General features: G+C 33.2%; 28 protein-coding genes. 21 read left to right on the forward strand and 7 right to left on the reverse strand.

What is annotated here, in order from left to right; translation table 11 throughout:
• Positions 1 to 1,106 precede the first annotated feature (1,106 nt).
• From JU57_RS03130 to JU57_RS03140, 3 genes are all read left to right on the forward strand, one after another.
• Complete coding sequence (locus tag JU57_RS03130; RefSeq protein ID WP_037956822.1) at positions 1,107 to 1,286, forward strand: hypothetical protein; 180 nt, start codon at positions 1,107 to 1,109, stop codon at positions 1,284 to 1,286.
• Positions 1,287 to 1,438: 152 nt separating this feature from the next.
• Entirely contained in the window at positions 1,439 to 2,236 is a 798-nt protein-coding gene (locus JU57_RS13640; RefSeq protein ID WP_051906537.1) for a DUF2971 domain-containing protein, read from the forward strand.
• A gap of 363 nt (positions 2,237 to 2,599) precedes the next feature.
• Positions 2,600 to 3,067, forward strand: coding sequence for a hypothetical protein (locus JU57_RS03140; RefSeq protein WP_037956825.1), 468 nt, complete (start codon positions 2,600 to 2,602; stop codon positions 3,065 to 3,067).
• A 16-nt stretch (positions 3,068 to 3,083) separates the two neighbouring features.
• Here JU57_RS03140 and JU57_RS03145 read toward each other — a convergent pair whose 3' ends face one another.
• Positions 3,084 to 5,396: a hypothetical protein gene (locus JU57_RS03145; RefSeq protein WP_037956828.1), complete on the reverse strand. Its 2,313-nt coding sequence runs from the start codon at positions 5,394 to 5,396 to the stop codon at positions 3,084 to 3,086.
• Positions 5,397 to 5,510: 114 nt separating this feature from the next.
• Here JU57_RS03145 and JU57_RS03150 point away from each other — a divergent pair, with 114 nt between their 5' ends.
• The 3 genes from JU57_RS03150 to JU57_RS03160 all read left to right on the forward strand — a co-directional run bounded on the left by JU57_RS03150 (position 5,511) and on the right by JU57_RS03160 (position 7,907).
• On the forward strand, positions 5,511 to 6,149 hold the full coding sequence (locus JU57_RS03150) for a tyrosine-type recombinase/integrase (protein ID WP_037956830.1): 639 nt from the start codon (positions 5,511 to 5,513) through the stop codon (positions 6,147 to 6,149).
• A gap of 112 nt (positions 6,150 to 6,261) precedes the next feature.
• Positions 6,262 to 6,597 carry a hypothetical protein gene (locus JU57_RS03155; RefSeq protein ID WP_037956833.1) on the forward strand — a complete coding sequence of 112 codons (336 nt, stop codon included), beginning with the start codon at positions 6,262 to 6,264 and terminating at the stop codon, positions 6,595 to 6,597.
• On the forward strand, positions 6,594 to 7,907 hold the full coding sequence (locus tag JU57_RS03160; protein ID WP_037956836.1) for a type II toxin-antitoxin system HipA family toxin: 1,314 nt from the start codon (positions 6,594 to 6,596) through the stop codon (positions 7,905 to 7,907). The genes JU57_RS03155 and JU57_RS03160 overlap by 4 nt, the downstream gene beginning before the upstream one ends.
• A 188-nt stretch (positions 7,908 to 8,095) precedes the next feature.
• On the opposite strand, the gene JU57_RS03165 is transcribed toward JU57_RS03160, so the two are convergent.
• From JU57_RS03165 to JU57_RS03175, 3 genes are all read right to left on the reverse strand, one after another.
• Positions 8,096 to 9,106 (reverse strand): hypothetical protein, encoded by a 1,011-nt coding sequence (locus JU57_RS03165; protein WP_037956839.1) that lies wholly within the window; start codon positions 9,104 to 9,106, stop codon positions 8,096 to 8,098.
• Positions 9,099 to 9,635: a hypothetical protein gene (locus JU57_RS03170; protein ID WP_294875570.1), complete on the reverse strand. Its 537-nt coding sequence runs from the start codon at positions 9,633 to 9,635 to the stop codon at positions 9,099 to 9,101. Before JU57_RS03170 ends, JU57_RS03165 begins: the two co-directional genes overlap by 8 nt.
• A gap of 126 nt (positions 9,636 to 9,761) precedes the next feature.
• A complete protein-coding gene (locus JU57_RS03175) occupies positions 9,762 to 10,139 on the reverse strand; it encodes a DUF2513 domain-containing protein (RefSeq protein WP_037956844.1) in 378 nt (125 codons plus the stop codon).
• Positions 10,140 to 10,718: 579 nt separating this feature from the next.
• On the opposite strand from JU57_RS03175, the gene JU57_RS03180 reads away from it, so the two are divergent.
• The 5 genes from JU57_RS03180 to JU57_RS03200 all read left to right on the forward strand — a co-directional run bounded on the left by JU57_RS03180 (position 10,719) and on the right by JU57_RS03200 (position 16,652).
• Entirely contained in the window at positions 10,719 to 11,213 is a 495-nt protein-coding gene (locus tag JU57_RS03180; protein ID WP_037956846.1) for a hypothetical protein, read from the forward strand.
• Positions 11,214 to 11,265: 52 nt separating this feature from the next.
• On the forward strand, positions 11,266 to 11,547 hold the full coding sequence (locus JU57_RS03185; RefSeq protein ID WP_037956849.1) for a hypothetical protein: 282 nt from the start codon (positions 11,266 to 11,268) through the stop codon (positions 11,545 to 11,547).
• A gap of 94 nt (positions 11,548 to 11,641) precedes the next feature.
• Complete coding sequence (locus JU57_RS03190; protein WP_037956851.1) at positions 11,642 to 13,231, forward strand: conjugal transfer protein TraH; 1,590 nt, start codon at positions 11,642 to 11,644, stop codon at positions 13,229 to 13,231.
• Between the two features lie 148 nt (positions 13,232 to 13,379).
• The gene (locus tag JU57_RS03195; RefSeq protein WP_037956856.1) at positions 13,380 to 13,826 is read left to right on the forward strand and encodes a hypothetical protein; all 447 of its coding nucleotides are present in this window, start codon (positions 13,380 to 13,382) and stop codon (positions 13,824 to 13,826) included.
• A 9-nt stretch (positions 13,827 to 13,835) separates the two neighbouring features.
• Entirely contained in the window at positions 13,836 to 16,652 is a 2,817-nt protein-coding gene (locus JU57_RS03200) for a conjugal transfer protein TraG N-terminal domain-containing protein (protein ID WP_037956858.1), read from the forward strand.
• 40 nt (positions 16,653 to 16,692) lie between these two features.
• On the opposite strand, the gene JU57_RS03205 is transcribed toward JU57_RS03200, so the two are convergent.
• Complete coding sequence (locus JU57_RS03205) at positions 16,693 to 17,496, reverse strand: PIN domain-containing protein (protein ID WP_037956861.1); 804 nt, start codon at positions 17,494 to 17,496, stop codon at positions 16,693 to 16,695.
• Between the two features lie 126 nt (positions 17,497 to 17,622).
• Here JU57_RS03205 and JU57_RS13965 point away from each other — a divergent pair, with 126 nt between their 5' ends.
• From JU57_RS13965 to JU57_RS03215, 3 genes are read left to right on the forward strand one after another with little or no spacing between them, the layout of a single operon-like run.
• On the forward strand, positions 17,623 to 17,775 hold the full coding sequence (locus JU57_RS13965) for a hypothetical protein (RefSeq protein WP_294875579.1): 153 nt from the start codon (positions 17,623 to 17,625) through the stop codon (positions 17,773 to 17,775).
• Entirely contained in the window at positions 17,775 to 18,332 is a 558-nt protein-coding gene (locus tag JU57_RS03210; protein WP_037956863.1) for a hypothetical protein, read from the forward strand. Before JU57_RS13965 ends, JU57_RS03210 begins: the two co-directional genes overlap by 1 nt.
• 37 nt (positions 18,333 to 18,369) lie before the next feature.
• Positions 18,370 to 18,570, forward strand: coding sequence for a hypothetical protein (locus JU57_RS03215; protein WP_037956864.1), 201 nt, complete (start codon positions 18,370 to 18,372; stop codon positions 18,568 to 18,570).
• Here the strand turns inward: JU57_RS03215 and JU57_RS13645 are convergent.
• Positions 18,556 to 18,978 carry a helix-turn-helix transcriptional regulator gene (locus tag JU57_RS13645; RefSeq protein ID WP_051906540.1) on the reverse strand — a complete coding sequence of 141 codons (423 nt, stop codon included), beginning with the start codon at positions 18,976 to 18,978 and terminating at the stop codon, positions 18,556 to 18,558. The two genes, JU57_RS03215 and JU57_RS13645, sit on opposite strands and share 15 nt — an antisense overlap.
• Positions 18,979 to 19,056: 78 nt before the next feature.
• On the opposite strand from JU57_RS13645, the gene JU57_RS03225 reads away from it, so the two are divergent.
• From JU57_RS03225 to JU57_RS13655, 4 genes are read left to right on the forward strand one after another with little or no spacing between them, the layout of a single operon-like run.
• On the forward strand, positions 19,057 to 19,671 hold the full coding sequence (locus JU57_RS03225) for a hypothetical protein (protein WP_037956866.1): 615 nt from the start codon (positions 19,057 to 19,059) through the stop codon (positions 19,669 to 19,671).
• A gap of 2 nt (positions 19,672 to 19,673) precedes the next feature.
• Positions 19,674 to 20,432 (forward strand): helix-turn-helix domain-containing protein, encoded by a 759-nt coding sequence (locus JU57_RS13650; RefSeq protein WP_051906542.1) that lies wholly within the window; start codon positions 19,674 to 19,676, stop codon positions 20,430 to 20,432.
• Positions 20,429 to 20,674: a hypothetical protein gene (locus JU57_RS03235; RefSeq protein WP_037956868.1), complete on the forward strand. Its 246-nt coding sequence runs from the start codon at positions 20,429 to 20,431 to the stop codon at positions 20,672 to 20,674. Before JU57_RS13650 ends, JU57_RS03235 begins: the two co-directional genes overlap by 4 nt.
• The gene (locus JU57_RS13655) at positions 20,671 to 21,759 is read left to right on the forward strand and encodes a site-specific integrase (protein WP_051906544.1); all 1,089 of its coding nucleotides are present in this window, start codon (positions 20,671 to 20,673) and stop codon (positions 21,757 to 21,759) included. Before JU57_RS03235 ends, JU57_RS13655 begins: the two co-directional genes overlap by 4 nt.
• Positions 21,760 to 21,976: 217 nt before the next feature.
• Here JU57_RS13655 and JU57_RS03245 read toward each other — a convergent pair whose 3' ends face one another.
• Complete coding sequence (locus JU57_RS03245) at positions 21,977 to 23,497, reverse strand: hypothetical protein (RefSeq protein ID WP_037956870.1); 1,521 nt, start codon at positions 23,495 to 23,497, stop codon at positions 21,977 to 21,979.
• A 192-nt stretch (positions 23,498 to 23,689) separates the two neighbouring features.
• On the opposite strand from JU57_RS03245, the gene JU57_RS03250 reads away from it, so the two are divergent.
• From JU57_RS03250 to JU57_RS13970, 3 genes are read left to right on the forward strand one after another with little or no spacing between them, the layout of a single operon-like run.
• Positions 23,690 to 23,896: a helix-turn-helix domain-containing protein gene (locus JU57_RS03250; protein ID WP_037956872.1), complete on the forward strand. Its 207-nt coding sequence runs from the start codon at positions 23,690 to 23,692 to the stop codon at positions 23,894 to 23,896.
• Entirely contained in the window at positions 23,893 to 24,363 is a 471-nt protein-coding gene (locus tag JU57_RS03255) for a hypothetical protein (protein WP_037956875.1), read from the forward strand. Before JU57_RS03250 ends, JU57_RS03255 begins: the two co-directional genes overlap by 4 nt.
• The gene (locus JU57_RS13970; RefSeq protein ID WP_294875592.1) at positions 24,353 to 24,508 is read left to right on the forward strand and encodes a hypothetical protein; all 156 of its coding nucleotides are present in this window, start codon (positions 24,353 to 24,355) and stop codon (positions 24,506 to 24,508) included. Before JU57_RS03255 ends, JU57_RS13970 begins: the two co-directional genes overlap by 11 nt.
• Positions 24,509 to 24,613 lie beyond the last annotated feature (105 nt).

Genomic DNA, 24,613 nt, shown 5'->3' on the forward strand with positions numbered 1-24,613 from the left:
ATGTATGGCTACTAAGCCGATAAATCTGAGATTACTCTCTGTATCGGCTTAGTGCAGCCATTGAAATGATGAAGTTAAAAGAGGGATAGCCTTTGCTCGTAAGAATACGAATCCCTCTTGAAATCCTATGAGTCATGTGCTAGAATTACACATAGACTTTGGAATCAAAGTAAACCTTGCCCCGAAGGGCAAGGGGTTACGAAACAGTGGGCTAGACTATTTCAATAACAATTACGACTTTGATTCCAAATGCCTTAAACTCAATCTTTAATCTTTTACTCATTTCCCACACCTCCTTTCAGACAGACAGAAGTACCTCATTGCACATAGCACAGTTTTGGAATAACCGTTTGGGGTTAACTATGATTTTGTGAGATTCTTTTTTGTGATTTGTAGTTTCCAATTACACTGTCTTGGACTCAAAAGTCCTTATCGAAGGCATAGATTTATCCTTTAAGAGGGCAAATATATGCCCTCTGTAGGGATTTCTTGGATGTGAAGTATCCTCTGAACCCAATCAGTGGTTTAAAAAAACAATGGAAAGTTTTTTGAGGATGTGTGTTTTATTATTAGAACTCTTCAATTCAAATAGCAGTATGAATCAACATTTTTATACTTAGATACCAGGTTGATTTCACTATTGATTGTAGAGAGTTAGATTAGGAGGATAAAAATACTGCACTTAGGCAGTCAAAGGCTAGAACACCTTTAATTGTAGTATTTTCTGCTATTTGTCACGATCACTTAGGATAATGTGTGTGCTTAGACACAAAATAGCTTTTATTGTATCGGTGATTTTCTTTTCAGTGCTACTTAGAGTCACTGCATATACTTAGATATGGGGAAAACACCATTTTGTTTTCGTTTCGCAAGCGAAACATTAATGCTCTTCTTTTAGCGAGTATGGCTAAGAATGGGCGAGTGCCTCTATTTCGTCTTGATCCTGTGTCAAGCGCACGACTTCATACCAAATCGTTAATATAAATTAAAAACATCATTATAGCATTTTGAGTGATTGTTGTAGAAAGTTTTAAAAAATATAGGAAAATCCCGTAAGTTTAAATTGTGCTAGAATATTACGAATTATTCATCTGAAAGGACATCTTATGGCAAAGAATACTGGTAAGGATTATAGGATAGGATCTGTTGATAATCGAAGTCAAACATACAATCCCCAAAATGATACTCATGTTAAGAGAGATACTACAACTGGACGTTTTATGGATGTGAAACAAGGTGATAAGTTTAAAGGTGTTGCCAAAGAACCTGACGAAAGAAAAAAATAGTTGTAAGGCAAGAGCATAATGATCAATACTGATTGAGGATATATAAATGGAAATGCTAAATGAGGCATGGAAGATAGCACTGAAAAAGGTTCAAGGGCTAAGAATTATATTAAAAAGAAATCAATAGAATAAGTCATGGGGAGTGATCTAAAGTGCAAGATATAAAAGAGGACTTCAAATTTTATAAATACAGACCGTTCAATGAACACACTAATGATATTATCATTACTTCCTCTATGCGTTACTCAAACCCTTCTTCTTTTAATGATCCTTTTGATGTAAGTCCTTCATATATGAAAAAAAAATATACAAAAAAAGAGAGAGATACGTTTATAGAGATGTCCGCAAAGCTAGGTAAATCGTTTAATCATTCTGATGAAATCAGAGAAGACTTTATTCAAAAGTATAAAAAGGAATGCAATTCAAATAGTAAGTTCATATCGTTTGGAAAGAAAATAAATAGAGAACAATTTGAAAGAATGGGAGTTATGTGTCTCTCTAAAGTTAAAGATAGTATTTTAATGTGGTCACATTATGCTGAAAATCATAAAGGGCTAGTATTTGAATTTGATTACTCATGTCTGCAAAAAATACAAGCAAATGAATGGCCATTAGAAATCAAATATGAAAAAAATAATACTTTAATATCATTAGCTCCAAAGAGTCATGAAGAAATGAAAAAACAAATGGAAATTATTCTATTGACAAAATATAGTGATTGGGCTTATGAAAAAGAGTATAGAATCCTTGACCAAGATTTTCAAGGGAATAAAACTTTTGAAAAAAAATTATTGACTAAGATAATTTTTGGTTTTAAAACCTCAAAAAAAAATATGCAACATATGATAAAATTATGTAAACAATATGGTTTTAAGCACGTTAAGTTTGAAAAAGCAGAAAAAGTTGAAGGAACTTTTACGCTAAGAATGGTTCCCTATAATGCTATTTGATTTGACAAAATCAAATACTTCAAATCCCTTGGGAGTGCTCAAAATTCTGTGTCAGCATCCAGTAGTTCCTAAAATTGTATCATAAATTTAAAGCCTTATTGAGTCTACCCTCGAAATAAATCGAGAGTTGTGTGAAGGTAAAGCTTCAGTTACGTATTAGCATAGTCATTGTTGAAGTTTTTTACCATGTTATGTAGGTAGATATCCTCATTGGATATTCAACAAAATAGCCCATTTTGTGGAATATCATTTGAAGATCCAATTCGTTAAGCTATATATCTATCCGTGAAACATTATTTCAGTTACTCAATTTTCAACATTTAGATAAAATGTGGAAAACTAATTTTTGATAGGAGCTATATTATGTTTAAATTTTTGAAGGAAGAAAGCAGACGTGATATTAATATAGCAACGCTTAATGAAATCAAATCAGAAGAAATACTTGAAGAAGAACATACTCACATTAATAAATTGATTCAAGACAATCAAGCAGCTGGAAAGAAATTTCTTTTAGTTTGGGTTCCTTTACTTATTGCTGGTGTTGCTTACAGCTTCAATATAGTTGCTAATTTTGCAGTTAAACTTTTTTTTAGTCAATATGAACTGCAAAATATAAATCAAGAACAAATGTCTAAAGATATGCATTCATTATTTGATTTTTTAATGCCATTCGGGGGTATTCTATTGTCCATTACAGTATTCTTTTTTGTCTTACATGTAATTCTACATTTAAAACTTAGTTCAGATTTAAAGAGACAAAAAGCAACAGTGATTCAATTACGCTCTAAAATTTCTAACCAAAAAGAAAGAAAAGAAAGATGGAGAAAATGATACTTGATTATTTAGTTTACTGATAAACACCTATTAATGCATAAGCTATATCTTCTCTATCAATATTTAGACCAATTGCAACACAATATTTCACATGTGATGATTCTAAAGACATAGATGCGGCTTCTTCACAAAATTTATATCTATCCTCTTTATTTTGTTCATTAAAGATAACAAAACAAAATGCATATTCAGAAGATAATGGGGGAGTATAAATAAGCAAATTTTTATGCCCAGTTATGCGCCAATTTTTTCTAACATTAGTTTTGAGTTTTTTTAATTCAGTGACTATTCTAACTTGATCTTGAGGCAATAACCTATAAATAATACTTCCTATTTCTAACCAACGTGAAGGTTTTCTATTCTCTAATTGTAATAAAATATTTTCGAAAAACTGATTCATAAGCGGTACAGGTTTTGAGATCGTTATTCCTTCTGCAAGAGATTCATAATATGCATCAATTTTTTTTGATGCACCTGAAATCATTAAAGTACCTTGAGTATTTATATTAGAGAAATTAAAATGATTTTCCATATAAAGCCCCATTAGGTCTAGCTCATCTCCTTTGTACAAAAGTGTACCCTCAATTTCAGATCTTTGCTCCAAATAATTTAAAATCTGGATTGGATGTTCAAAGATATCAAATAATGTTTCAAAATCAGCAAGATTCATTGTTGGGCAAGGTAAATAATCTTTAGGTATCCATCCAGTATCTTTTAATTCATATACATTTGTTTGAAGCGCAGCAAAATATTCTAATGTAATAGAAACTCTAAGTATCTTGTGAATGGTTGATAAATCAATAGGCATTTTTTTCCTAAGTGGATCATCAATATGCGGATTTTTAATCAAATATTCTAATTTTTGCTTAAACCTATTGGATTGAAGGTTTGGTTCAACTAATATTTCATGAATCTTTTTTTTTAACCTACCTGGTGCTCCTCTGAGTGCCTCATCGGATATTGTATGTGATTTGGCTTCAATAATAACAGCATAAGAACCAATAAAGGCTATCAAGTCTGTTTCATATTCAATATTATCTAATTTCCATTTTATACTTGATACTGTTAATTGTTCTGGAAATTTTCTATGCACTATCTCTTGTATTTTATTTTCTAAATATTTGGCTTTAACATGAGATAATTTAATACTATCAATTTGGTTTATCAAGTGATCAAAAATTTTTAAAATAAAACTAAAGAATAATTGAGGAAGTGGGCAAAATATTTTCTTATGAGGTAATTTAACAATTGGTTTTAACCAAATTGGATTTGCTAAAAAGATATGTTCAATTGGATAATCAACTAATGCACCCTCCGAATAGCTAAGATACTTAATTATTGCTTCTATTATTTCTAAAGGAAGATTAGTTAATGCAGAAATTTCATCTTCTGAAAATGTATAATAATCAATCAATGTTAAATCATTATGTGCTAATAAATGATAAATAACCTGTTGTTTCGGTATATCTAAACTTTCATACATAGCGATTAAATCATCAACATGATCTCCTAGTTGCATTGCTCGATGATATTTTTTGAGGATATCTTGAGTATCTTTTGTATTATTTAAATCTCGTAAAAAAGTCATTCGCTCATTCGTTGATTTTTCAATATCTTGAAGTAAACAATTAAAAAATTGAATGAGATTTGAGCAACTAAAACCATAGATTTCTACTAAATTTGAGTCAAAATTGCTATAAATTTCTTGAGAAATATTTTTTACTTGAAAAATAAAACCCCAATTTCTAACGGTTTGAGTATGCGCTTGCACCCAAGATTGAATCCTCTTTTGAACTAATTTTTCTTGAGATAGTTCTAAATCTTCGGGATCAATATTTTTATTATATATCGCTGTTGTTAATATCGGTAAAGTATCTATAAGCTCCTGCGTAATATGTGGAGCAAAGATTCTATTTTTTAATAACGATGGATTCATTCGTAATAAAAGAGCTTGCATGATTTCAATATGCGATTGATTTATATTTTTTTCTTTTCTATCAACACCATTCTGTCCAATATTAGAAGTTAAATAATAATTTGACAATATTGACATAAGCAATGGAGCATCGTATTCACGAATCATTTGTTGGATTTTTTCTAAAGATTCTTGATAATTCTTTTGCGCTTCTTCTTTTATCTTTTGAAGTAATAGTTGTCTCTGTTCGATAGAAAGATTAGCTAAGGGATTAGGAATAGCTGTAAATTTGATAGTGTTTTTTTTTTCTTCTTTTGTATGGATAGTATTAATTTGATTTAGCGATTTTTTTTTCTTTTTTTCAGCGATTTTTTTCTTTTTAATTCGTCGTTGTCTATTTAATATGCCCATTTTAATAATCCAATATATAATTTTTAAAATCTTTTAATTATATCTCAACATATAATTAAAATACTGCCAATTTCAAAACGAATAGTATTAAATCTATTTATTTTGGAGCAAACTATGACATACGAACTTATCGAAGCAGAAATCATTGAGACGTTGCCTATCAAAAGAGGCAAACAGGAGATTGTACCTATTCAGCAAGACGATACTGAAGATGACATCAAATACCTCTCAGTTACTGAGTTGAACACTTTACTATCTATCAGCGATTCATTCTACCGCTTAGCATGGCTTGTATGTTATGAAACGGCAAGCCGTATTTCTGAAGCACTCAAACTCACATTTGGAGATCTCAATTTAGAGACCAATCGATTGAAAGTTATTAACCTCAAGCAGCGCAAGAAAAACAGCTTTCGCCTCATTAAAATCAGTGACCGGCTTAAATCATTGATATTGCAAGAGCAACTCTCACGCAATGTCGCCAAAGATGACTTTATCCTCAAAAATCGTGATAGAACAACTTACAACTATGCGTTTATTAGATATGCCACTCAAGCAAATATTGAAAGAGAGCGAGCGCATCCTCATACGTTACGCCACTCTCGTGCTATTCACCTTTTGGACTCAGGCGCTAATATCATTTTGGTCAGCAACGCTCTTGGTCATAAAAATATCAAGAGCACTTTGATCTATTTGAAGTATTCTAATCAGGAGTTGGATAAGGCGCTAGATCATGCTAATGCACGATTGTATTAACGTCTAGTTCTTGTATGTAAATCATTAAATAGTGATTTATATACCAGTTGTATCTATTTTATATCATTATTTTGTGATATAATTAATTCATCTTTTGTTGCAAAGGGATACAATGGCATATACACTCTTAACGGACGATGAGATTGTCCATGATTTGGGGAAGAAGCTCGATACGCTTCGTCGAACTAAAGAAGTTCCTATTAGTGAGCTTTTAGAAAAAAGTGGTACCAACCATAATACCTATGATCGGTTTATCAATGCTAAAAGTGGCATTAGCCTCAAAAATTTCATTCGTCTTTTACGAGGGATTGGAGCATTGGATAAACTCGAAGCGCTTTTGGATGTTTCTCACGCTTATAGCCCTTTGCAAGAGCAGAGCATCCCTAAAAAACGCATACGAAAAAAACCTGCCTCTAACACAACCTTTACATGGGGAGAAGATCGATGAGTGGACGTGTAGAAGTTAAATTATGGGGTACGACCATTGGTTATTTAGGATACGCTCCAGGGCAAACAGAGATAGCAACGTTTGAGTACACAGAAGCATTTATGCGTTCAACGATTTATCCCTCTCCTTTAAGGATGCATTATCCTCCTAGTCGCTTTAGTTTTCCAGACATCAGCCTTCGAACCTTTAAAGGTATTGCAGGGATTTTTGCTGATTCATTACCTGATAAGTATGGTAATCAATTGATTGATATTTTCATGGCTGAAAAAAAGATAGCACCCGAATCTATCACTACGTTGGATCGCCTTTTATATGTCGGAACACGAGGCATGGGAGCATTGGAGTACCATCCATCAGAATTTGATGACTCGCCACAAGAATCTAACACTGTGTTAGATGTGCATCTTCTCTCAGAACTTGCGCAGCTGGTTCTATCAAAGAAAGAAAGTTTACATGTAAACCTTCAAAAGGCGAAAACTAAAAAAGATGCGCTCAATCTGATTCGTGTGGGTTCAAGTGCAGGAGGGGCACGTGCTAAAGCGTTAGTGGCACGAGATACAAAAGGGAATTTTTACGATGGAACCATTGATCATGGCTCATCTTATTCATACTGGCTTTTAAAGTTTGATTCGGCTCAAAACAGTGATAGAGATGCTAAAGATCCTAAAGGTATGCCAAAAGTGGAGTACATTTATGCTCAATTGGCGAAGTCTTGCGGCATTGATATACCAGATGTAGATTATATACAAGATGGTGAAGATTTTCATTTCCTGATTAAACGTTTTGATCGAGATACAAGCACCTCAAAGCTTCAAAAAGTTCATTATGCTTCATGGAGCGGGCTTGCTCATGCCGATAGAGATGCTACGGGAGCTTATTCTTACGAACAACTTGTTTTAATGGCAAGGCAACTAGGCTTAGGTCAAGATGCTATCACCGAGTTGTACCGAAGAGCACTTTTTAATATCGTTGGTCGCAATCAAGATGATCACACGAAGAATTTTGGTTTTTTAATGGATAAAACAGGCTCTTGGAAGCTTGCACCAGCCTTTGATATGACCTATGCGTATGATCCAACAGGGAAGTGGACGAGAAGCCATCAAATCAAGCTATCAGGTAAACAGGAAGATTTTATTCGTGAAGATTTAATCAAATTTGGTGCGTATTGTAACCTCAGTGCCAAAAAAGCACAAACCATTCTTGATGAAGTGATCAGTGTTTTTCAAACCTTTGAAGCGAAAGCTAAAGTGTTAGATATTGCGCCACCGTTGAGGGAAACTATTTGCAATGCTTTGCGGCTGAAGTGGTAGCTATTATGCATTTTGGAAAGATTCTCCTTTGTGTATCTCACGTGTAATCTTTTGAAAAAAGGCTACCATGAAAAAAATAGAAGGTGGAAATATCGTTACTCCGTCTCTTTTTTTAAGAATGATAAAGTGTATCAGCCGAAGCACAATTCTAGGCATATGAAATTTTTCTAACCAGAGAAAAATTAATGTCATTTAATTGTGTAAACATGAGTATTTGAATCTAGATCATAATCAATATTCTTCCAAAATGGTTTTATCCAAATTGTTTTAAACTGCTTTTCGACATTTCTTTGACCTATTGGCTGTCTTCGCCAATGTCCTCGAACTAAAGTCATTTTATTTTGTTTTGAGTTAGATGCTGAAGATGCACTTATCGTTTTAGCCTTAGAATCCTGATTATTAAGAAGAATATAGTGATAGGCTTTTAATCTTTTAGCGTTAAATTCGGTTGTTGAACTTTTTGCTGTTCTAAAGGCATATGGTTTCCATTCATTTATTTCACTAATACTTGATTTGAGTTCTCTTTGGGCGTGATCAAGATAAAATAGTGCAGAAAAAAGCTTCACGATTTGACTAACAAGACCCTTATCTTTTTCTTCTAAAAATGATCTCGCGTTATTGTGAAAAAATTTTGAATACGTACTATCAAAAAAATCTTTTGCTATTCTTTCGATTTGATCTTGAATCGGAGTATTTTTGAAAATTGTAAAATAAATTAATGATGGCATATTGTTAGATTTATCGATTTCCATAGCATCGATCAATACCCAATCATTAAAGTTTTGAATTATCGCCCCTTCGATAATATGTTTTTGATCAGAAGCAAAATGGTATTCCAGATTAAGCTCAATGTAAAAAGTATTGAAAGGTAAATTCAAGTCATTCAATAACATATTGCCAATATCTGTATTAAAAATATCCTCTTTAAGTCTTTCATCAGCTATTTTAATGAACTTTTTACCATCGTTACATAAAATTGCGTAATTTGAAAAAAAGCGCATAAAGTCGTTTATTAAAAAATTGAAATCATAATCTTTTTTTACTCGTTCATTCAAATAGGCGATAAATCGCTTTTCATCTTCACCATCTATGGTTATTTCTGTTTGCTGTCCTCCTTTTATATGCGAAAAATACTTTTCTCTAATATCAGATGGCATTTTTTCGTACAAAAAACCTATTCTTTCCAAAGCATTATTCATTTTTTGATACCTCTTTTGGTGCAATTATAGTAAGAATTGTTTTTTGTAATTCACTGTAGTTATGGGAGGGATAGAGGATTGGATCAATAAGTAGATATTGATTAGCAAGGAGGAATATCTCCCTATCATGTGAAATTTTTTCTTCGTAACTTTTAATCACAAAAGAAATCAAACGATTATATAGTGCTTCATCCTCTTTTTTTACAAAAGTTACAAGATCAGGTTGTTCATAAGCACGCATACCTAATAACTTTGAATGAATATCTGGGCAATGTTTTAATAAAATATTTGTAAATTCTAAAAAATCTTGTGCATATGAAAGATTATATTCTCTTGTGTCTGTAAATATACGTGATTGTAAAAAAGAAAATTCGCCTATTGGTAAAACTATATATCCTTTTTTATTCCAATAATTAATGAGTGCAACATAAATAGGTGGGAATTTTGGACTTAAAGTTTTTAATATTTCGAAAGCAAATGAATTTGTATTTCTACTATAAACATAACTTCCATTTTGTGAATCACACAAGGTAATTCCATCATATAGTTTTTTATGTGGTCGAATATATTTGCTATCAAAGTTAAATACCCTAAAAAGTAGTGGAATATCGAATAGTTTATCCCAACAAATGTTACCTTCTATTGATAGCATATCTTATAAACCGAATTTTAACTTGAGATATGATTTACCAAGATCGATTAATAGTGAAATGGTAAAACCTCCTACAACAGAAGCTTTTTCTTTGACGTCCTTCCAAACTGTATCATTTCTTAAAATATCTAAAAAGTCATATCCTTTTGATGTAATCCTAAATATCATGAATTCTCTCAAACCACTTAAGTCTTTGAGTGGCTTTGCCTCAATCAATTCATTTTCGAGTAGTTGATTTATGTGTTCAAGTAAGACTTGGAATTCTTCATTGCTACTCTTGTCATATAACGATAGATCTCTCGCATTAATAATGGAATTCGGAACCAAGTGCTCTTCAAGATGAAGCATAATATTTCTAATAAGTTCTACATCTCTTTTCATAGACGCCCTTTATAGTATTTTATAAAATTATATCTAATAAAGAAAAGTAAAAATTACAAAATAATTTTCCGAATAATAGTCCACTTGCCTTGCAAATAAGCAAGTCATTTAAAGTCGCATACGAACAATCAAATTCAGACGATTCTTGCTCTAGGAATAAACTCCCGATCACCTCAGCTAAAACATAACCATTTTCCTTTTCTCAATCACCGTTACTTTCAAATTCAGATTTAGTCGAATGGCGGTTTTAGAACGTAAAAATCACTCTTGAAAAGTAAATCCTCCTCATTTTTTAAAAACACCTCCAAAATAAAACGAATAGTCATATACACCAAAATTACAAGGAGTTTTTATGACTATTTACTTCACCACTTTCTAAACCATCCAAGAGCAAAAAAGCACCAAACAAGGTTACTAGTTTGGTATGTATACGTAGAACGTAAATGTTTAGAAGGTTACGATCTGCTTTTTAGGTGACCAGTTATCAGGTATTACATTAAAAGGTTACAGCAAAAAACACCTCAATATCACTAGTTACGAGGTATTACGTTAAAGGGGTACAACCCGAAAGGAGAAATCATGAAGGACCATATAAAACCATTCGAAGAATTTGATCAAAGCGAGGAATATCCAGTAGCAGAAAAAACAGACAAGCACATGCTCACAATCATTCGAGGTACGATCAAAAAAGAGCTCATAAAACGTCTTGAGAACCAAAGTGAGATGTTTCCCTTCCGCAATAAAATTACCTTGCATTATGTGAATTACTACATCATCAAAAAATGCTTTCTTGATGCTCCACAAGCTGTCAAAGATTCAATTTTGTCTAATGCAAGATCAATCCATCGAAAAGAGATACGCCGTATTCAAAAGGCACTGCGCACCATTGAATCCAATGTCATGAATGAATTACCCAATGAGCTTGAGAAACGACTGCTCAAAAAAATTATCTTGTACATCTCCTACCTGTGGCTCAAAAAAGAGTTTTACATCTCAAAAGAAGAGATCAGACGCTTTGTTTTTGGCTTTAGCATCTTTTATCCTGAGCTAAAACCAAAAAGTACCCCAAAATAAAACGAATAGTCATAACAGAAAGAAATTTCTGAAAAAAACAAAGGAGTTACCCATGAATCAACAACAAGAGGAGCAATTATTTGCGGAAATACTATCGGAAGAAAATATTGCATTGTATCAAGCAACGGAGAGTGTAAAGGATATCGATCAATTTTGCATGAAGCTAGAAAAAGAGTTTCCGCAATTTTTCTTTATTGGTGCACCAAGCGATGACAATGCGGTGATTAATATGTACGATAAATCAAAGTTGAGAATTAAACGAAGAAAGACATTGCTTGAGCGCGCGATACTTTCTCAAATTGAGCCTAATTTTGTCATTGATTTTGAGCAGTAGCCAAATAAAAGTTAGGAGAGACTCAAAATCTCTCCCAAAAAAAACGAATAGTCATAACAGAAAGAAATTTCTGGAATTCTTATGAGGAGTTGTTATGAGTCAAGCATTTTTAAATGGCATTTTTTCTCAAGAAAATATGCGGAGAATAATCTCTGTATTTTGTACGATTACTTTATTGTCTCAATTACATGCAAGTACAGGATTGGATGATATTTTAAGCTCATCAAGCAATGGTTTTGATTTTGCTGGTACGTCTAGTCTTAAAACGCAAACAAGAGGTTACTATAATTTTGGTGGTATGTCAGTTAGGACAGATATTGGTGGCGCAATTAGACCATTTAATATTCAGATGCCGACTATTGCTTCTGGTTGCGGTGGAGTAGACATAGGCTTTGGTGGATTTAGCTTTTTGAATATTGATCAATTAGTTGAAAAACTTCAAAAGATTGCTAGTGCCGCACCAGCTTTTGCATTTAATATGGCACTTTCTGCACTATGCAAGGACTGTCAATCCATCATGGATCAATTAAATGCTGTAGCTGATTCAATCAATGGTTTAAACTTCGATGCATGTAAATCAGCAGTTGGTTGGGGCAAAACTGTGGGCGGTGCTTTAAATAATGCTCTTAAGACCAAAGATGATGCAAAATCTGGTATTGAAGGTGTTTTAGGTAATTTGCCAGGAGCAATTACATCAGCAGCTGACAATATGCAAGCATTTATTAACTGTGGTTCTACAAGTGGGGAATGTACAGATACTTCATCTGATGCCGCTAAACAAAAAGCCTTGGAAGCACTTAAATTTCAAGGATCACTTATACATAAAGTCTTTACTGACAACCAAAGTTTTCTGAGTGCAATAACGGATGGCAGTGACTCTACAAGTTCATATTCCTATTGGTTTAAAGGCTTGTCACAACAAGATGCAGAGGATCTTTTTAGAAATATGATAGGTGATTTTTATGGATTTGTAGATCCAACATCATGTGGAGGGACTGGCACGGAAGGAGAGCCAACCGCTTATATGGTTGCAACAATATTGCCATTAATGAGTGCTGATGAGGCAATCAATGTATTTTTGGGTGACACAAGTGGTGGAGACCAAAAACTCAAGGGGCTGTCTGTAAGCGATAGCGAGAAGATATGTAAAGATCACTATGGTCCACCAATAATTGCATCAACGCAAAGAGTCTTAAGCAGTACGATGAACGCTTCTACTATAAGAAAAACTGTTGCTGATCGGCTTACCGATATCCTTGGCAATATGGCGACTTCAAACAGTAATGCTCTAAAAACTGATGCAAAATTCCTTTCAAATATAAGGTATCCAGTATACAAAGCACTCAATGTCGCATCAATAACGAATGATCAGCTTTTGATAGGGTACATTGCTGATGTAATCGTGGCACAAGAATTGGTAGGACTTGTGAATGAGCTTGCAAGTAAACAAAGAGCTTTTACCAACTACGGGACCATTACAAAATCAACAGTAAATATTCAACCGGCACATATCAAAGCAATTGAGGATAGGGTAGTTTTGATTAACCAAAAAGCTGAAGCAGTTAAAAATACCGTAATGAGAAATATGGAGAGTAGAGTTGCTCAAATTTCTGTTCTCGATGATGTAACAAAGCGCTACAAACAAGAGCTTACAAAAAAAGGAATGTATCGTCTTGGGCACTAAAAGCTTTTTATTTTGTGTTTAGGGCTGTCTTTTGTCGTATTTCTTAACCATACGATGATCGAGTTATCACTAGAATTGGGAGATTTTCAAATCTCTTTCCATTTAAAACGAATAGTAATGTAAATTAAAAATACACGAGGAGATAATTATGAACTCAACACACAGTCTAGCACTTGAGCAAAGTGCTTCAAATGAAAATTACTTTGGGCTTTTTGTCACAATAGGCTTATTTGTAATCATGCTTTTAATGATGAATTTTATTTTTTCACTCATTCTAGAAAGTTATTGTTGGATCAAGCACAAACGAAAAGGAGAAGCTTATACTGTTCGTTTCCCAAATCCCGTAACTGCGATTAAAAACCGTTTTATTCGCGCAAAAAATTGGCTTAGTCATAAAATTAAGCAAATTCAAACAGCCGTGCAAGCAGTTAAAGATATTCAAATTCTCATTATTGAGACATCAGGAAATGAGCAATTAAAACATGCTTTTATAGCGTATACATTCATTGTGGCACTGACTGCAACAACGGCATATAATTTTTTGGGATTAGCCTTTAAGTATGACTTTATAGCCATTTTCAAGCAACTTTTTTAGGTCGTCGTGATGAAAAAAATACTTTTTATCTTAACAATACTGTCATACAGCGTGTTGTTTGGCGCGGATAACTCAGATATCATTTGGACCTGGGGCAATGGAAGAAACATTGCCTCTATTCTCTCATTTTTGTATTTCTTACTCAACATCGATACATTAGCGATTATTATCAAATATGCTGGGTTGATTGGTATGGCAGTTGTTTTCATAAGGGAGCTTGCAAAAGGTGTTGGTTATCAGCCCGGAGCTGCTGCCATCAAAATGCTCTTCTTTATCATTGTATCACAAATTACCATTTATGGGTTTCTAAGTGTTAAAAGAGATGATGCACACCATGTCTATATCTTATCAGCCAATGAACTTTCTGCCGCATCATGGCAAAAGTGTCGTCCTGTTAGCGGAGATAATGAATGTTATGCTCCCATTGGTGTTAAACTTCTAATGACATATGCCACAAATTTTGAGAGAGCAGGTATTGGCATGATGGAAAGTTCTATGATGGATGCTAATGCTATGACCTATTCATTCTCTCGCATGGGCTTGGGATTTGGCTTTACCTTCTACGATCATATCTCCAAAACAAAAGGTGATCCATACACTTACAACACCTTTATGGAGTTTTATGAAAACTGTATCATCTATGATCTAGCTGATGGCACAAAAAGTGTCGATGGTATCTATAAGAGCAGAGATCTTGCTTCATACATTTTAAGCCCCAATGCAAGGCTTACAAACGTCTACTCAGCCTCGAACCCTAATGGAACCCTCAAAACGTGTTATGAGGTCTCTAGCGCTTCGCTATGGGGTAATATTAATTGTAATAAAACTGCAAATCAACTTCACGCAAAAGCTAGTGGATCTGCTGCCTCTGAAGCGACTACAGATGACATTTGTTTAGCCGCTGAAAACTTCGGTCAATTAATGTTCAATAGCACCAAAGATGCTTCTGCTCAAATTGAACAACGAACCATTATGAATCTTACCAATGAATCCATCGTTAATAGTGCCATTGCAAGTGGTATTGATCCTAATGTATTGGCATATGGCACGACTATGGCAGATCGAGAGCAAAGAGGCAAATTTATGGTTCTAGGTGTGATGGCTAAAGAGTGGATTCCTTCTATGAGAGGAATGATGCAAGGTATTGCACTTGGACTCATTTGGGTGTTAGCAATTCTTAGCATTATGACGGCCTCTCCAGCTCCTTATCTTGGGTCCGTGGTAGGATTCCAAGTCACATTGATTGTTTGGTCATTTATCCTTGCTTTAATAAACTTTATGACGATAGATCAAATGGCAGAATCATTGCCAAATATCTTCTTTTCAGACTTAGGAGCAGGAGATCAAATGACACTGTGGTCCCAACCAACGTTTGATGAAGAAAATCAAAAGGCACTTGCATTTTTAGGCTATATGGGATTTGCAAGTTATGGGATTGCTGCTAGTTTGGTTTATATTGGAGGGAACAAACTGGCTTCTTCTTTCAGTGGTGCCGTTGGTCAACTCTCTGTTGGTATGGGAACATCTGCCAATATGGCTAAAGGGCATTTTGATCATGGCATGGATAAATCGGATTCTAGTGGTACTCAACACCATAATGTGAGAACCGGTGATCTTGATCGATGGAATCCGGATGGTTCAACATCAAGAGACAACCTAAATGGTATGAACACCAGTAAGAAAGTGGATAGCACAGGAACACTAGAGACTTCAACATCAATCAATGGCAAAGAGACAACGCAAATTGATACTACTGGCGGAAATTCTGCAAAGTATGATGGCCAAAATGTTACAGGTACTAAATTGGGATCTGGTACTACTGGTCAACTTCAGTCACAGGTTATTGCCTCCGCATCAAAGGAAGCAGCGAAAGCTAGGTCTGATGTAGAAACAGCCGAGCATAATCTTCAAAATGCAACCCAAAGCCAACATCAAGTTGCTACGGATGCTATAACAGCTGCATCAAAAGCAGAAGGTACTGACGCTTCGATAACAGAACAAAAAGCAGTTAAAGAAGCTTTACAACATACATTAAACCAAATGGAAAAAGAAGGCAAAATAACTTCCGCGCAAAGAGCAGAACTATATCAGCAAATTAGCAAAGATGCTATTTCAGCTGGCGCTACTATCGATAGCAGTAAGAGTGCTTTGGGAAAAGTAGTTGCAGGAGCAACTGGCATAAGTGTTGGCGGTGGTTATCAACATGAATGGTCCGACCAAAAAAGTTCACAAGAACAACTTCAACAAGCAAAAAATCTTGAGAAATCGTTTGCTGAATCATTTTCAAAAAATTATAGTGAAGAATCTTCAAAAGTAGTGTCCAATTCATCTAAACTTGACGCTACACTCAAACAAGACTTTACTACCAAAATAAATGATTCATTTGCATCAACGCAATCTGCAAGTGATTCATATAAACACGCTCAACAAGTTTCAGATACTGCAACCAAAAAGGAGACCTACGTTAAACAAAATTCAGCTACTGTTGCTGAAGATATGGCAACAAAATATCTTCAAAATGTTGCAGATAATGCAGGTAGCGGTGAAGCAGGTAAGGTAGCAGTAAGGTCAGAGTTGAATAAACTTGAAAGTTCAAGATATACTCAAGATGCTTTTTCAACTTATGCTGATTCTATTAAAGATACAACGAATGTTGATACAAAAATCAATGATACTCAGGCTGTAATAGATCATAAAAAATCAGAATTAGCACCTGTGAAGCAACAAGATCATCAAGAAAATCAAAACCAAGTTATTGAACAACACTGGTTGAATGAGGGAGAAATAAAAAGTCAAAATCATAAAAATAAACCAGTCGAACGGTAAACAAAATTGAAGAGGGATTTATTTCCTCTTCGCCTTCGTATTAACTCAATTTTAAATCTGAAGCACCATGATTGATATTACCATAGTGTGAACTATAGATTGGGTCTGTTGTATAGTCACTTATTTTCCCAAAGTCATTAGATGCTTCACTATTAATTCCTTTTGCTTCTTTGAAAAAATCTGCGAGTGATTGCTTTTTCATTTTTGCATAAAGAAAATTCATTAACACTGTCATTGAAACAAGCAAAGCCAAGTATGATAGAACAAGGACAATATTTGATGGACTAAATTTAATTCCAAGGAATCCTAAAAATAATGGCGAAAAAAAAGATAGCACATAAAATGGCGAAAGAACCATTAAAGCTGTTTTGTATTGATTTTTTGTTTCTTTTTCCTGCGCTACTTTTAAAGTTTCCACGTTAACCCCTTCGCTCATCGCTCTAACTCTTTGTGCCATATCAAGTGTGACCAATGTCATATTATAATCTTTAGCAACTTCAATAATCTTGGAATCGTTAATATTTTTAGTTTTATAAAACTTGCGAACAATTACATGTAAAGGAGTATTGCCTAAAGTCATTTTTCTTAGAGTATCACCTTGTTCCAATGGCATATTAGACAAAGGCATTGCATGTAACTCAACACCATTGCTATTACCAAGTCTCCTAAAAAACTCCCTTGCTTGAAAAGCGACAGATCCATTTGCATTGTTCTTATGACCATCTAGCTCTTGCAACACAATATCTGTGACGAATACTGGAGCTATCTTTTCAAGTTTAGCGATGATTGCCTCACCACCCTCTACTACAATTGATGTGTCGATTAAAATTCTTTGTGTGTCCATATCTAATCCTATTATTTTCGTATACAGTATTTTTACACGTATTTGAATTTAATTCAAGAGTTTTTTGGATTTTGACCCCAAAATAAAACGAATAGTCTATATAAACAAAAAAACAAGGAGTTTCATATGGACAATTCAACAACAATCAACCAGGTGGCTTTTTACAAAAGCTTTTTCGCAAATATGAGTGATGAGGATTTTCAATCTGTTTCTAAAGATGAGATTGTGCAAATGTTTGAAAAGCTCGAAGCTGAATTCAAAAAAGAGAGGGAGAAGTAATGCATAGCGACAGAGATGCTTTGAAAAACATTGCTGAAAAAAAGTATTTTGAACTTTTACAATATTTTGAAAATGATCGAAGTATCGCTAAAGCCTTAACTCCACATTATGGACGTTCTAACAGCGTCTTAAAACGGAATTTAGGCCTCTTTTCTTTTAGGAACCAGAAATCAACTCAAGATTTCATAGATGCTGCTAATGTTGTATTGGCAAAGATTAAAGTTCAAGAAATCAATGCTACAGCGCTTCTTTTTATAGGGTTCGACATGAGCCCTATTGTTTTAGTAGAACAAGCAAAGAAGCTTATTGACTTGGGTATTAACGTGATTGCACCACAAGCTATTATTGAAAATACACATGAGCAATTTTGGGAATATGTTAAAGCAGATATAGCATTATCTGACTTTATTGTGATATATGAGGTAAATGACGTAGAAAATACTTTGCTACAAGATACGGCAAAGGATAAAGAGATCATTGATATACAAGATATTAATGATCTTAAAGCATATGCAAGAAGAGTTACTTTGAAAAAATGCAAATCTCGCGTGAAATAAAACGAATAGTAGGTATACATAAAATTTAGGAGTTAAAATGGAAAGCATTACTGATGTTAAAAAGGCAAAAAAAAGAAAAGCTAGTGTATTTGAAAACCATAAAAAAGAAATTTTACAGCTCTTGCAATTAAAAATAAGCATACCAGCAGTTTACAAAATTATTGAACCAAAACTCGTAGAAAAGAGGAATCCAAAATCCCTATATATGTATTTAAAAAGAAACTTACTTGTTGAATGAATCTAAAAAATTAGCAAGTTGGTCTAGAAGGTTTTGGAAGTTATCATCGTTATTTTTATTGTCATTAAAAGTTTTTGCAAGTTTTTTAATTACCGTACTAGTATCTTTTTTAAATTTTTTATCAACTTTGAACTCAACAAAAATTGAAGTAGGTGGTTCATGTGGCATAGTAACTATTGGAATGAGTATAGGTTCAATCCCTGTAAGGATATATGCATAATTAATACCTGCATATTTAAGTTGCTCAAGCACATTAAATGAAGGAACTCTATCCCCACTTTCATATCTTGATATTGTTGCTTTTGTAACCTTCAAGGCATTGGCCAAGCCTTGCTGGCTAATGCCTGCTTCATTTCTCGCTTTTTTTAATCGCTCTGCAATCTCATTTTTTTTACTCACTTCTAACATGATGAAATTGTCCTTTTTAAGCTTCAATTAACAAGGAAACAGTTACCATAATGGTAACGTTACCAAAAAGGAGAAAACATGAGTTTAGCCGGCCCTGTTAATCTCCTTAACCCTGTGGTTAAGGAAAATTTTAACATAAAGTTATTAAAAAAACATTCTGTTTCGCAAGTGAAACAAGAAAATATTCTGCAAAAGCTAGCTTTTATGTCAACATTTGAAGAAATTTCAGATTGGGTTTCAACCCACTCAAATGGTCAAAAATACATCGCAAATCCTATTAGTGCAGGGGATGCCGATCGACTTGACTGCCTTTTTGCAATACAAGAACCGCTTGCTTTGGCTTTAAAACCACTCGAAAATCGTCGAAAGAATGGACGTGATATACGCCTTTTGGAGGCCACTGAAACAGATAATTACGCTGTAATTGCTGATATTCTTGCCAGTACCGCTTGGAGTTATTGGCAAAATCACAATTTTCAAACTTCCCAAGATGTCCGCGTCAACATTAGCGTAGTTTGCCAATTCCAAAACGATGAAAATATTCAACAAAAAAAAGAATTCAAAAAAGCTCAGATAGAGCATATTGGTGCAATTGTTGACTTTTGCAAAGCCAATAAAAAGGGTGCATTCCAAGAGTGTTTGGATTTTAAGGAAACCGAAGAAATTCTTGGAATTAATGATTTTGAGGATTAAAAATGAGCATTAAAATTATGTCGCTTGTCTGGGAGCTATCGCGAATTAATGCTGAAATTAATAGAGATGATAAATTTTTGCTTCTTGCTCTTGCTGACCATGCTAATGATGATGGTGAATGTTATCCAAGCTTATCTAAAATCCAAAAAAAATGCTTCTTTTCAAAACAAGGGCTCTTGAATAGCATGGACCGAGTCATTAAAATTGGTTATGTCTCTAAAAGCAAAAGAAAACGAGAAAATGGTAGTAATACATCAAATTTATATCAATTGCACGAAGACCTTTTTAGCTTTAAAATTGAAGAAGCAAAACTACTAGAAGATATGAAAAAATTTAAAAATACTAGCACTACACAGGTAGTCAATGCTGTTGACAAGGGTAGTCTACCAGATGGACTAGGGGTAGTCAACGCCATAGACAAGGGTAGTCTACATGGTAGACAAGTATATGAACCATCAATTAACCATCATTATGAATCTTCATTTAACCTCTCTCTAGAGAGAGTTGATTTTAAAACTTTCAAAAAGCGTCTCATTACGTTTTGCCCTGGTTATATGTTTAAACTCAGAGAGTTTTGTGGACAAAAATTAATTGATACTCATGCAGGTTTTTGCTTTCAAAACGGCTACATATTCAACTTACATACTCAAAAGCTTTTAGATAAAGAAGAAAGTTTTGGTGTATGGCAATATCTTTATGAGAAAAGAATTCAAGTTTTTGAACAAGCACAAATTCAAAATCATCAAAAGAGTGCGTCATGAGCAGTGAAGAGTTTTTTGAATTAAAAAATCTATTATTGGAGCAAAGGGCACTCCTTAATATACTAATTCCAGATGATGTACCGCTTTCATTCATTTGTGATCGTACTGGAAAATCACGTCAAGCAATACGAGATTATCTTCATTACAATTATAAAGAAAAGAAAGATTTTTACCTCAAAAAAGGTAAAATCTATGTTGCAAAAGAAGCCGCTATTCAAATTTTGCAAAGGAGCAAAATATGAAAATTAGCGGCAAGGTTTACACAAGAGGTAGTAAACTTTGGGTAAGTGCTTATACAGATGAGGGGAGGGTACGAAAACCAACTGGCAAAGATGATACACCAGCAAATCGTAAATGGGCTGAGAGAAATTTCCATGACCTTATTACAGGTCAAAAAAAAGAAATTCCTAAGACATTTACACAATTTGCCCATATTTGTCTTGAGTCAACTAATCATAAGCGTGATATTGCGTGCCAAAAAGACTATTTAGCTAAATTAAGATTACATATTGCACCTGTTTTTTCAAAGTATGAGCTTAGAGATATTAAGGCTCTTGATATTGAAAAATGGCAAAATATGTTGCTAAATAAGGGGCTGAGTCAACAAACAGTAAAAAGGTGTAGATCAATTTTATCAATGGTCTTGAAAAAGGCAGTTGGGAATGATTTAATTGCAAAAAATCCATGTGATTATGCAGAACCAATAAGTGTGTTTCACAAAAAGAAACCGCCTTATAAAATAGATGAAGTGAGGTCTATTTTTAAAGCTGCCGAAGGTAAGGGCTTTATTGAAATATATCTCAAGATTGCATTTGGTACAGGAATGAGAGTTGGTGAGATACTTGCTTTAAAATGGGAAGATATTGATTTTTCAAATAATGTCATATATCTTTGCAGATCGATCTCAAAAGGCAAAATTAAAGGTGATACGCATCAGAAAAACCATAAACGCTTGGTTGTGATGCCACAATTTGTTTCTGATGTGCTAAGAAAGGCTAGTTTGCTTCAAAGTTGTGAATGGGTATTCCCATCTCCACGGACACAAGAGCCTTATGCTGAATCAAAAACGCTCGTGAAATATCATTTCAAACCTTTGCTAGAAGAGGCTGGGGTAAGCTATAAAACTTTAATGGCAACAAGGCATACATATATTTCAACAATGAGAAATCAAGGGTTGGATAAAAGTCTTGTCCAAGAGATTGTGGGACATGCTGAGGGATCAGGAGTCACAGATAAGCATTATTTCTTACCAGAAATCAATGCTTTAAAGGTTCAAAGTGTTAACAATATTTTTGAGCAAACACTTTTAAAAAAGACACAAAATTAGAGAATTTTAGGCACAATGGTTTTAAAATATCTATCAAAGCACGTATTTATAGGCTTTTCAAAGACGAGGACGTAATCCTCATAAGCCGGAGGTCGGGGGTTCGAGTCCCCCTCTTGACACCACTCCTAAATCCCTTCAAATAGATATTATTGTTATAATTTGAAAATAAAATATTGTTTAAGTTTTTACTAGGTCCCCCTTTAGGTCCCACTTTTTATCATCTTATTTTTAAATTATCAGATAAGATAATACTCGACACAGGACTTTTTTTAAATTCACGAAGAAATTTTGGGTTCTTTATGAAGTCAAGATAAATTTCTTTAAATCTTGTATTGTAATGTAATGTATTGGTTAGTTCACCCTCTAATGAATCTAAAATCATATATTTGATAAGGTCTCTAATAAAATACTTATCATCCATTGAGAGTTTTATATTTAGACTAATAAGCGCTTGCTCAATCATTTGTGAAAATGAATTGCGTATACTCAGTAAAGATTGATTTTGCTGATCTTTGTTTAAAGCAAGTAATGTTACATTCAAGACTTTTTCTATTTCCAATTTATCTTCGTTTGAATAATTTTCGAAAGGAAAATCATTAATAGTAATATTTGATGATTTGGTTAAATATTGAGCATGTAACAATAAAGTTTTCAATGCAGATATTCTTTTTATTATTTTAAGATTTGTAATATCTTCGTGTAGCTCATGATTTTTTATTGATTCTCTCCAGAAAGATTTTATACGGGTTTTTTGATAGTGTTCTTTATCTCTTGATTTAAATATGAAAAAATCATTTATGAGGTTTTGTTGTTGAATTTTAATTACATGAAATTGTATTTCATTTAAAATATTTAAAAAATTACAAATAAAGTCGTTCTTATTTTGTTTGGGAAGCTTATTTTGGAGACTAATAAAATCATTGAAAAATTCTTTTTTTAGTAGAATAAATGGATCAAAGTAAGCAATTGAATCTTCATATGAATCTGAAAAATTCGAAAAGTAATCATTTGGTTCAATTGATGAAGGCATATTATAATAGTTTTGAACGTTTTCAATCAAGTCATTTTGATTAAGCCAGTTTTTAAATAAATTAATTTCTACAAGTTGAGCATTTCGTTTGAAAAAATCAGGGTAAAATGATGTTTTGTAGAAAATTCCTATTTCATTAATTTGTAAATTTTTTCTATTATATTCTTCAAGAATATTTCTTTGGATATCTAAAAATTCTTCAGTACTTGATTCATAGTTTTGAATGATATCATTTATGAAATTATTTTTTTCTACTGTATTTAATAATCCAAATTTTTTAAAAATATTTTTTAAATCAACAATACACGTCAAATTTTCAGTAATAACTAAATCTAGTGAAGTAAGTAAATTTTTAAGTAGTAGTTTATCTTTTTCACAAGTATTTTGACTAAAATACTCTCCAAAATGAAATATTGATGATTCACAAAACAGAAGATAAAAACTAGGAAAATTAAATTTTTCAAATGAAGTGTTTTCTTCTGGTCTCAACGGTTTTATCTCATCGTATTGATTGTTTGCCTTTTTAATTAGATAAAAAGAAGATGCATTTAACTCTACAAAACTTTGTTTAGAACTAGACAGCAAAGTATCGATTTGCTTACTAAGTGGGATAGCGTTTGTTTGAGAAAAATAAATGTAATTTTTTTTATTCTTAAGAAACAATGTAATGATGTCAATATCTTCATTTTTTATTTTATATCTTCCCATAATCATCCTTATCACAAATTTTTTATCTGAATATAATAACAAAAACAATATCAAACGCCTAATATAAGGCTACTTTAGTTGCCTTAACCGAAAAATGTACCATTTTTAAAAAAAAGCTTCATATAAAATTTTGTCACCGAATCGGAATTCAAAATAATTTAAAAAGGTACCTTTTTAAGCAAAGGGAAACATATGGAGACAATTAGCAAAAGGTGGCTTACGCCCAATGAACTTGAAGCAGAATATGGTTTTAGTAAGAGTACACAAGCAAAAATGAGGATGAGTGTCAGTAAGTGTAAAATCCCTTTTTGCAAAATCAGCAGTAAATATATCCGTTATGATCGAGCAGAGATCGATCAATGGATAGAAAAGCATAAAGTTGTCGGAGTTGGGTCATGAATTTAGCTAGCACAATGATTGAAAATATTACAAAACAAACCTATGAATCTCAGAACCAAAGGTTACGACTTTTTGCAAGGGTTGATTTAAAAATGAAACTGCATATATTGCAGCTTCAAAAGCAATTTTTCCACAAACTAAAAAGTGCTTATGGTGATGTTGATAATACAGTCTTGACCTTGTCATCACTTATTGTGGCGATTGATTCCGTTATAAAAAAACTTGATATTGCCAATCTAAACGCAATCAAGATTAAAGGTAAAAGTCAAAAAACAAAAGTAAAACGCGAAAAAGTATTAGGGTATTGGGCAATTGTCAGAATCTTAAAACTTGAACAAAACATGAGTTTTCGTCAAATTGCGAAATATTTTTATAAATATCATAAATTTGAAATTTCGCATTCGATGATTCAAAAAACTTGGAATGAATTAGAACACACAAAAGAGGAGAAAGATAATGTTAAATAATGCGATGAATTTTTCTGAAGGTGCAGCGGAAATCGAAATAAAAATGGTTGAATTATCAAAAGATCAAAATTTCAATCTTTTGTTAGTCATTGAAAATCTATCTGGCAATAAAAGGGCTCTCAAGTTTTTAAGTAGTCGACCCTGAAAAACCCAAAACCACCAACGTTAAAGCCTTCTTCCTCTAAGAATAAACTCCAACCCAAGCAGTAAAATCCAATACTGCCTGACATAAGAAAGACTCACCATCATT

Origin of the sequence: Sulfurospirillum sp. SCADC (assembly GCF_000743525.1) — a bacterium.
Taxonomy (GTDB): Bacteria; Campylobacterota; Campylobacteria; order Campylobacterales; family Sulfurospirillaceae; genus Sulfurospirillum.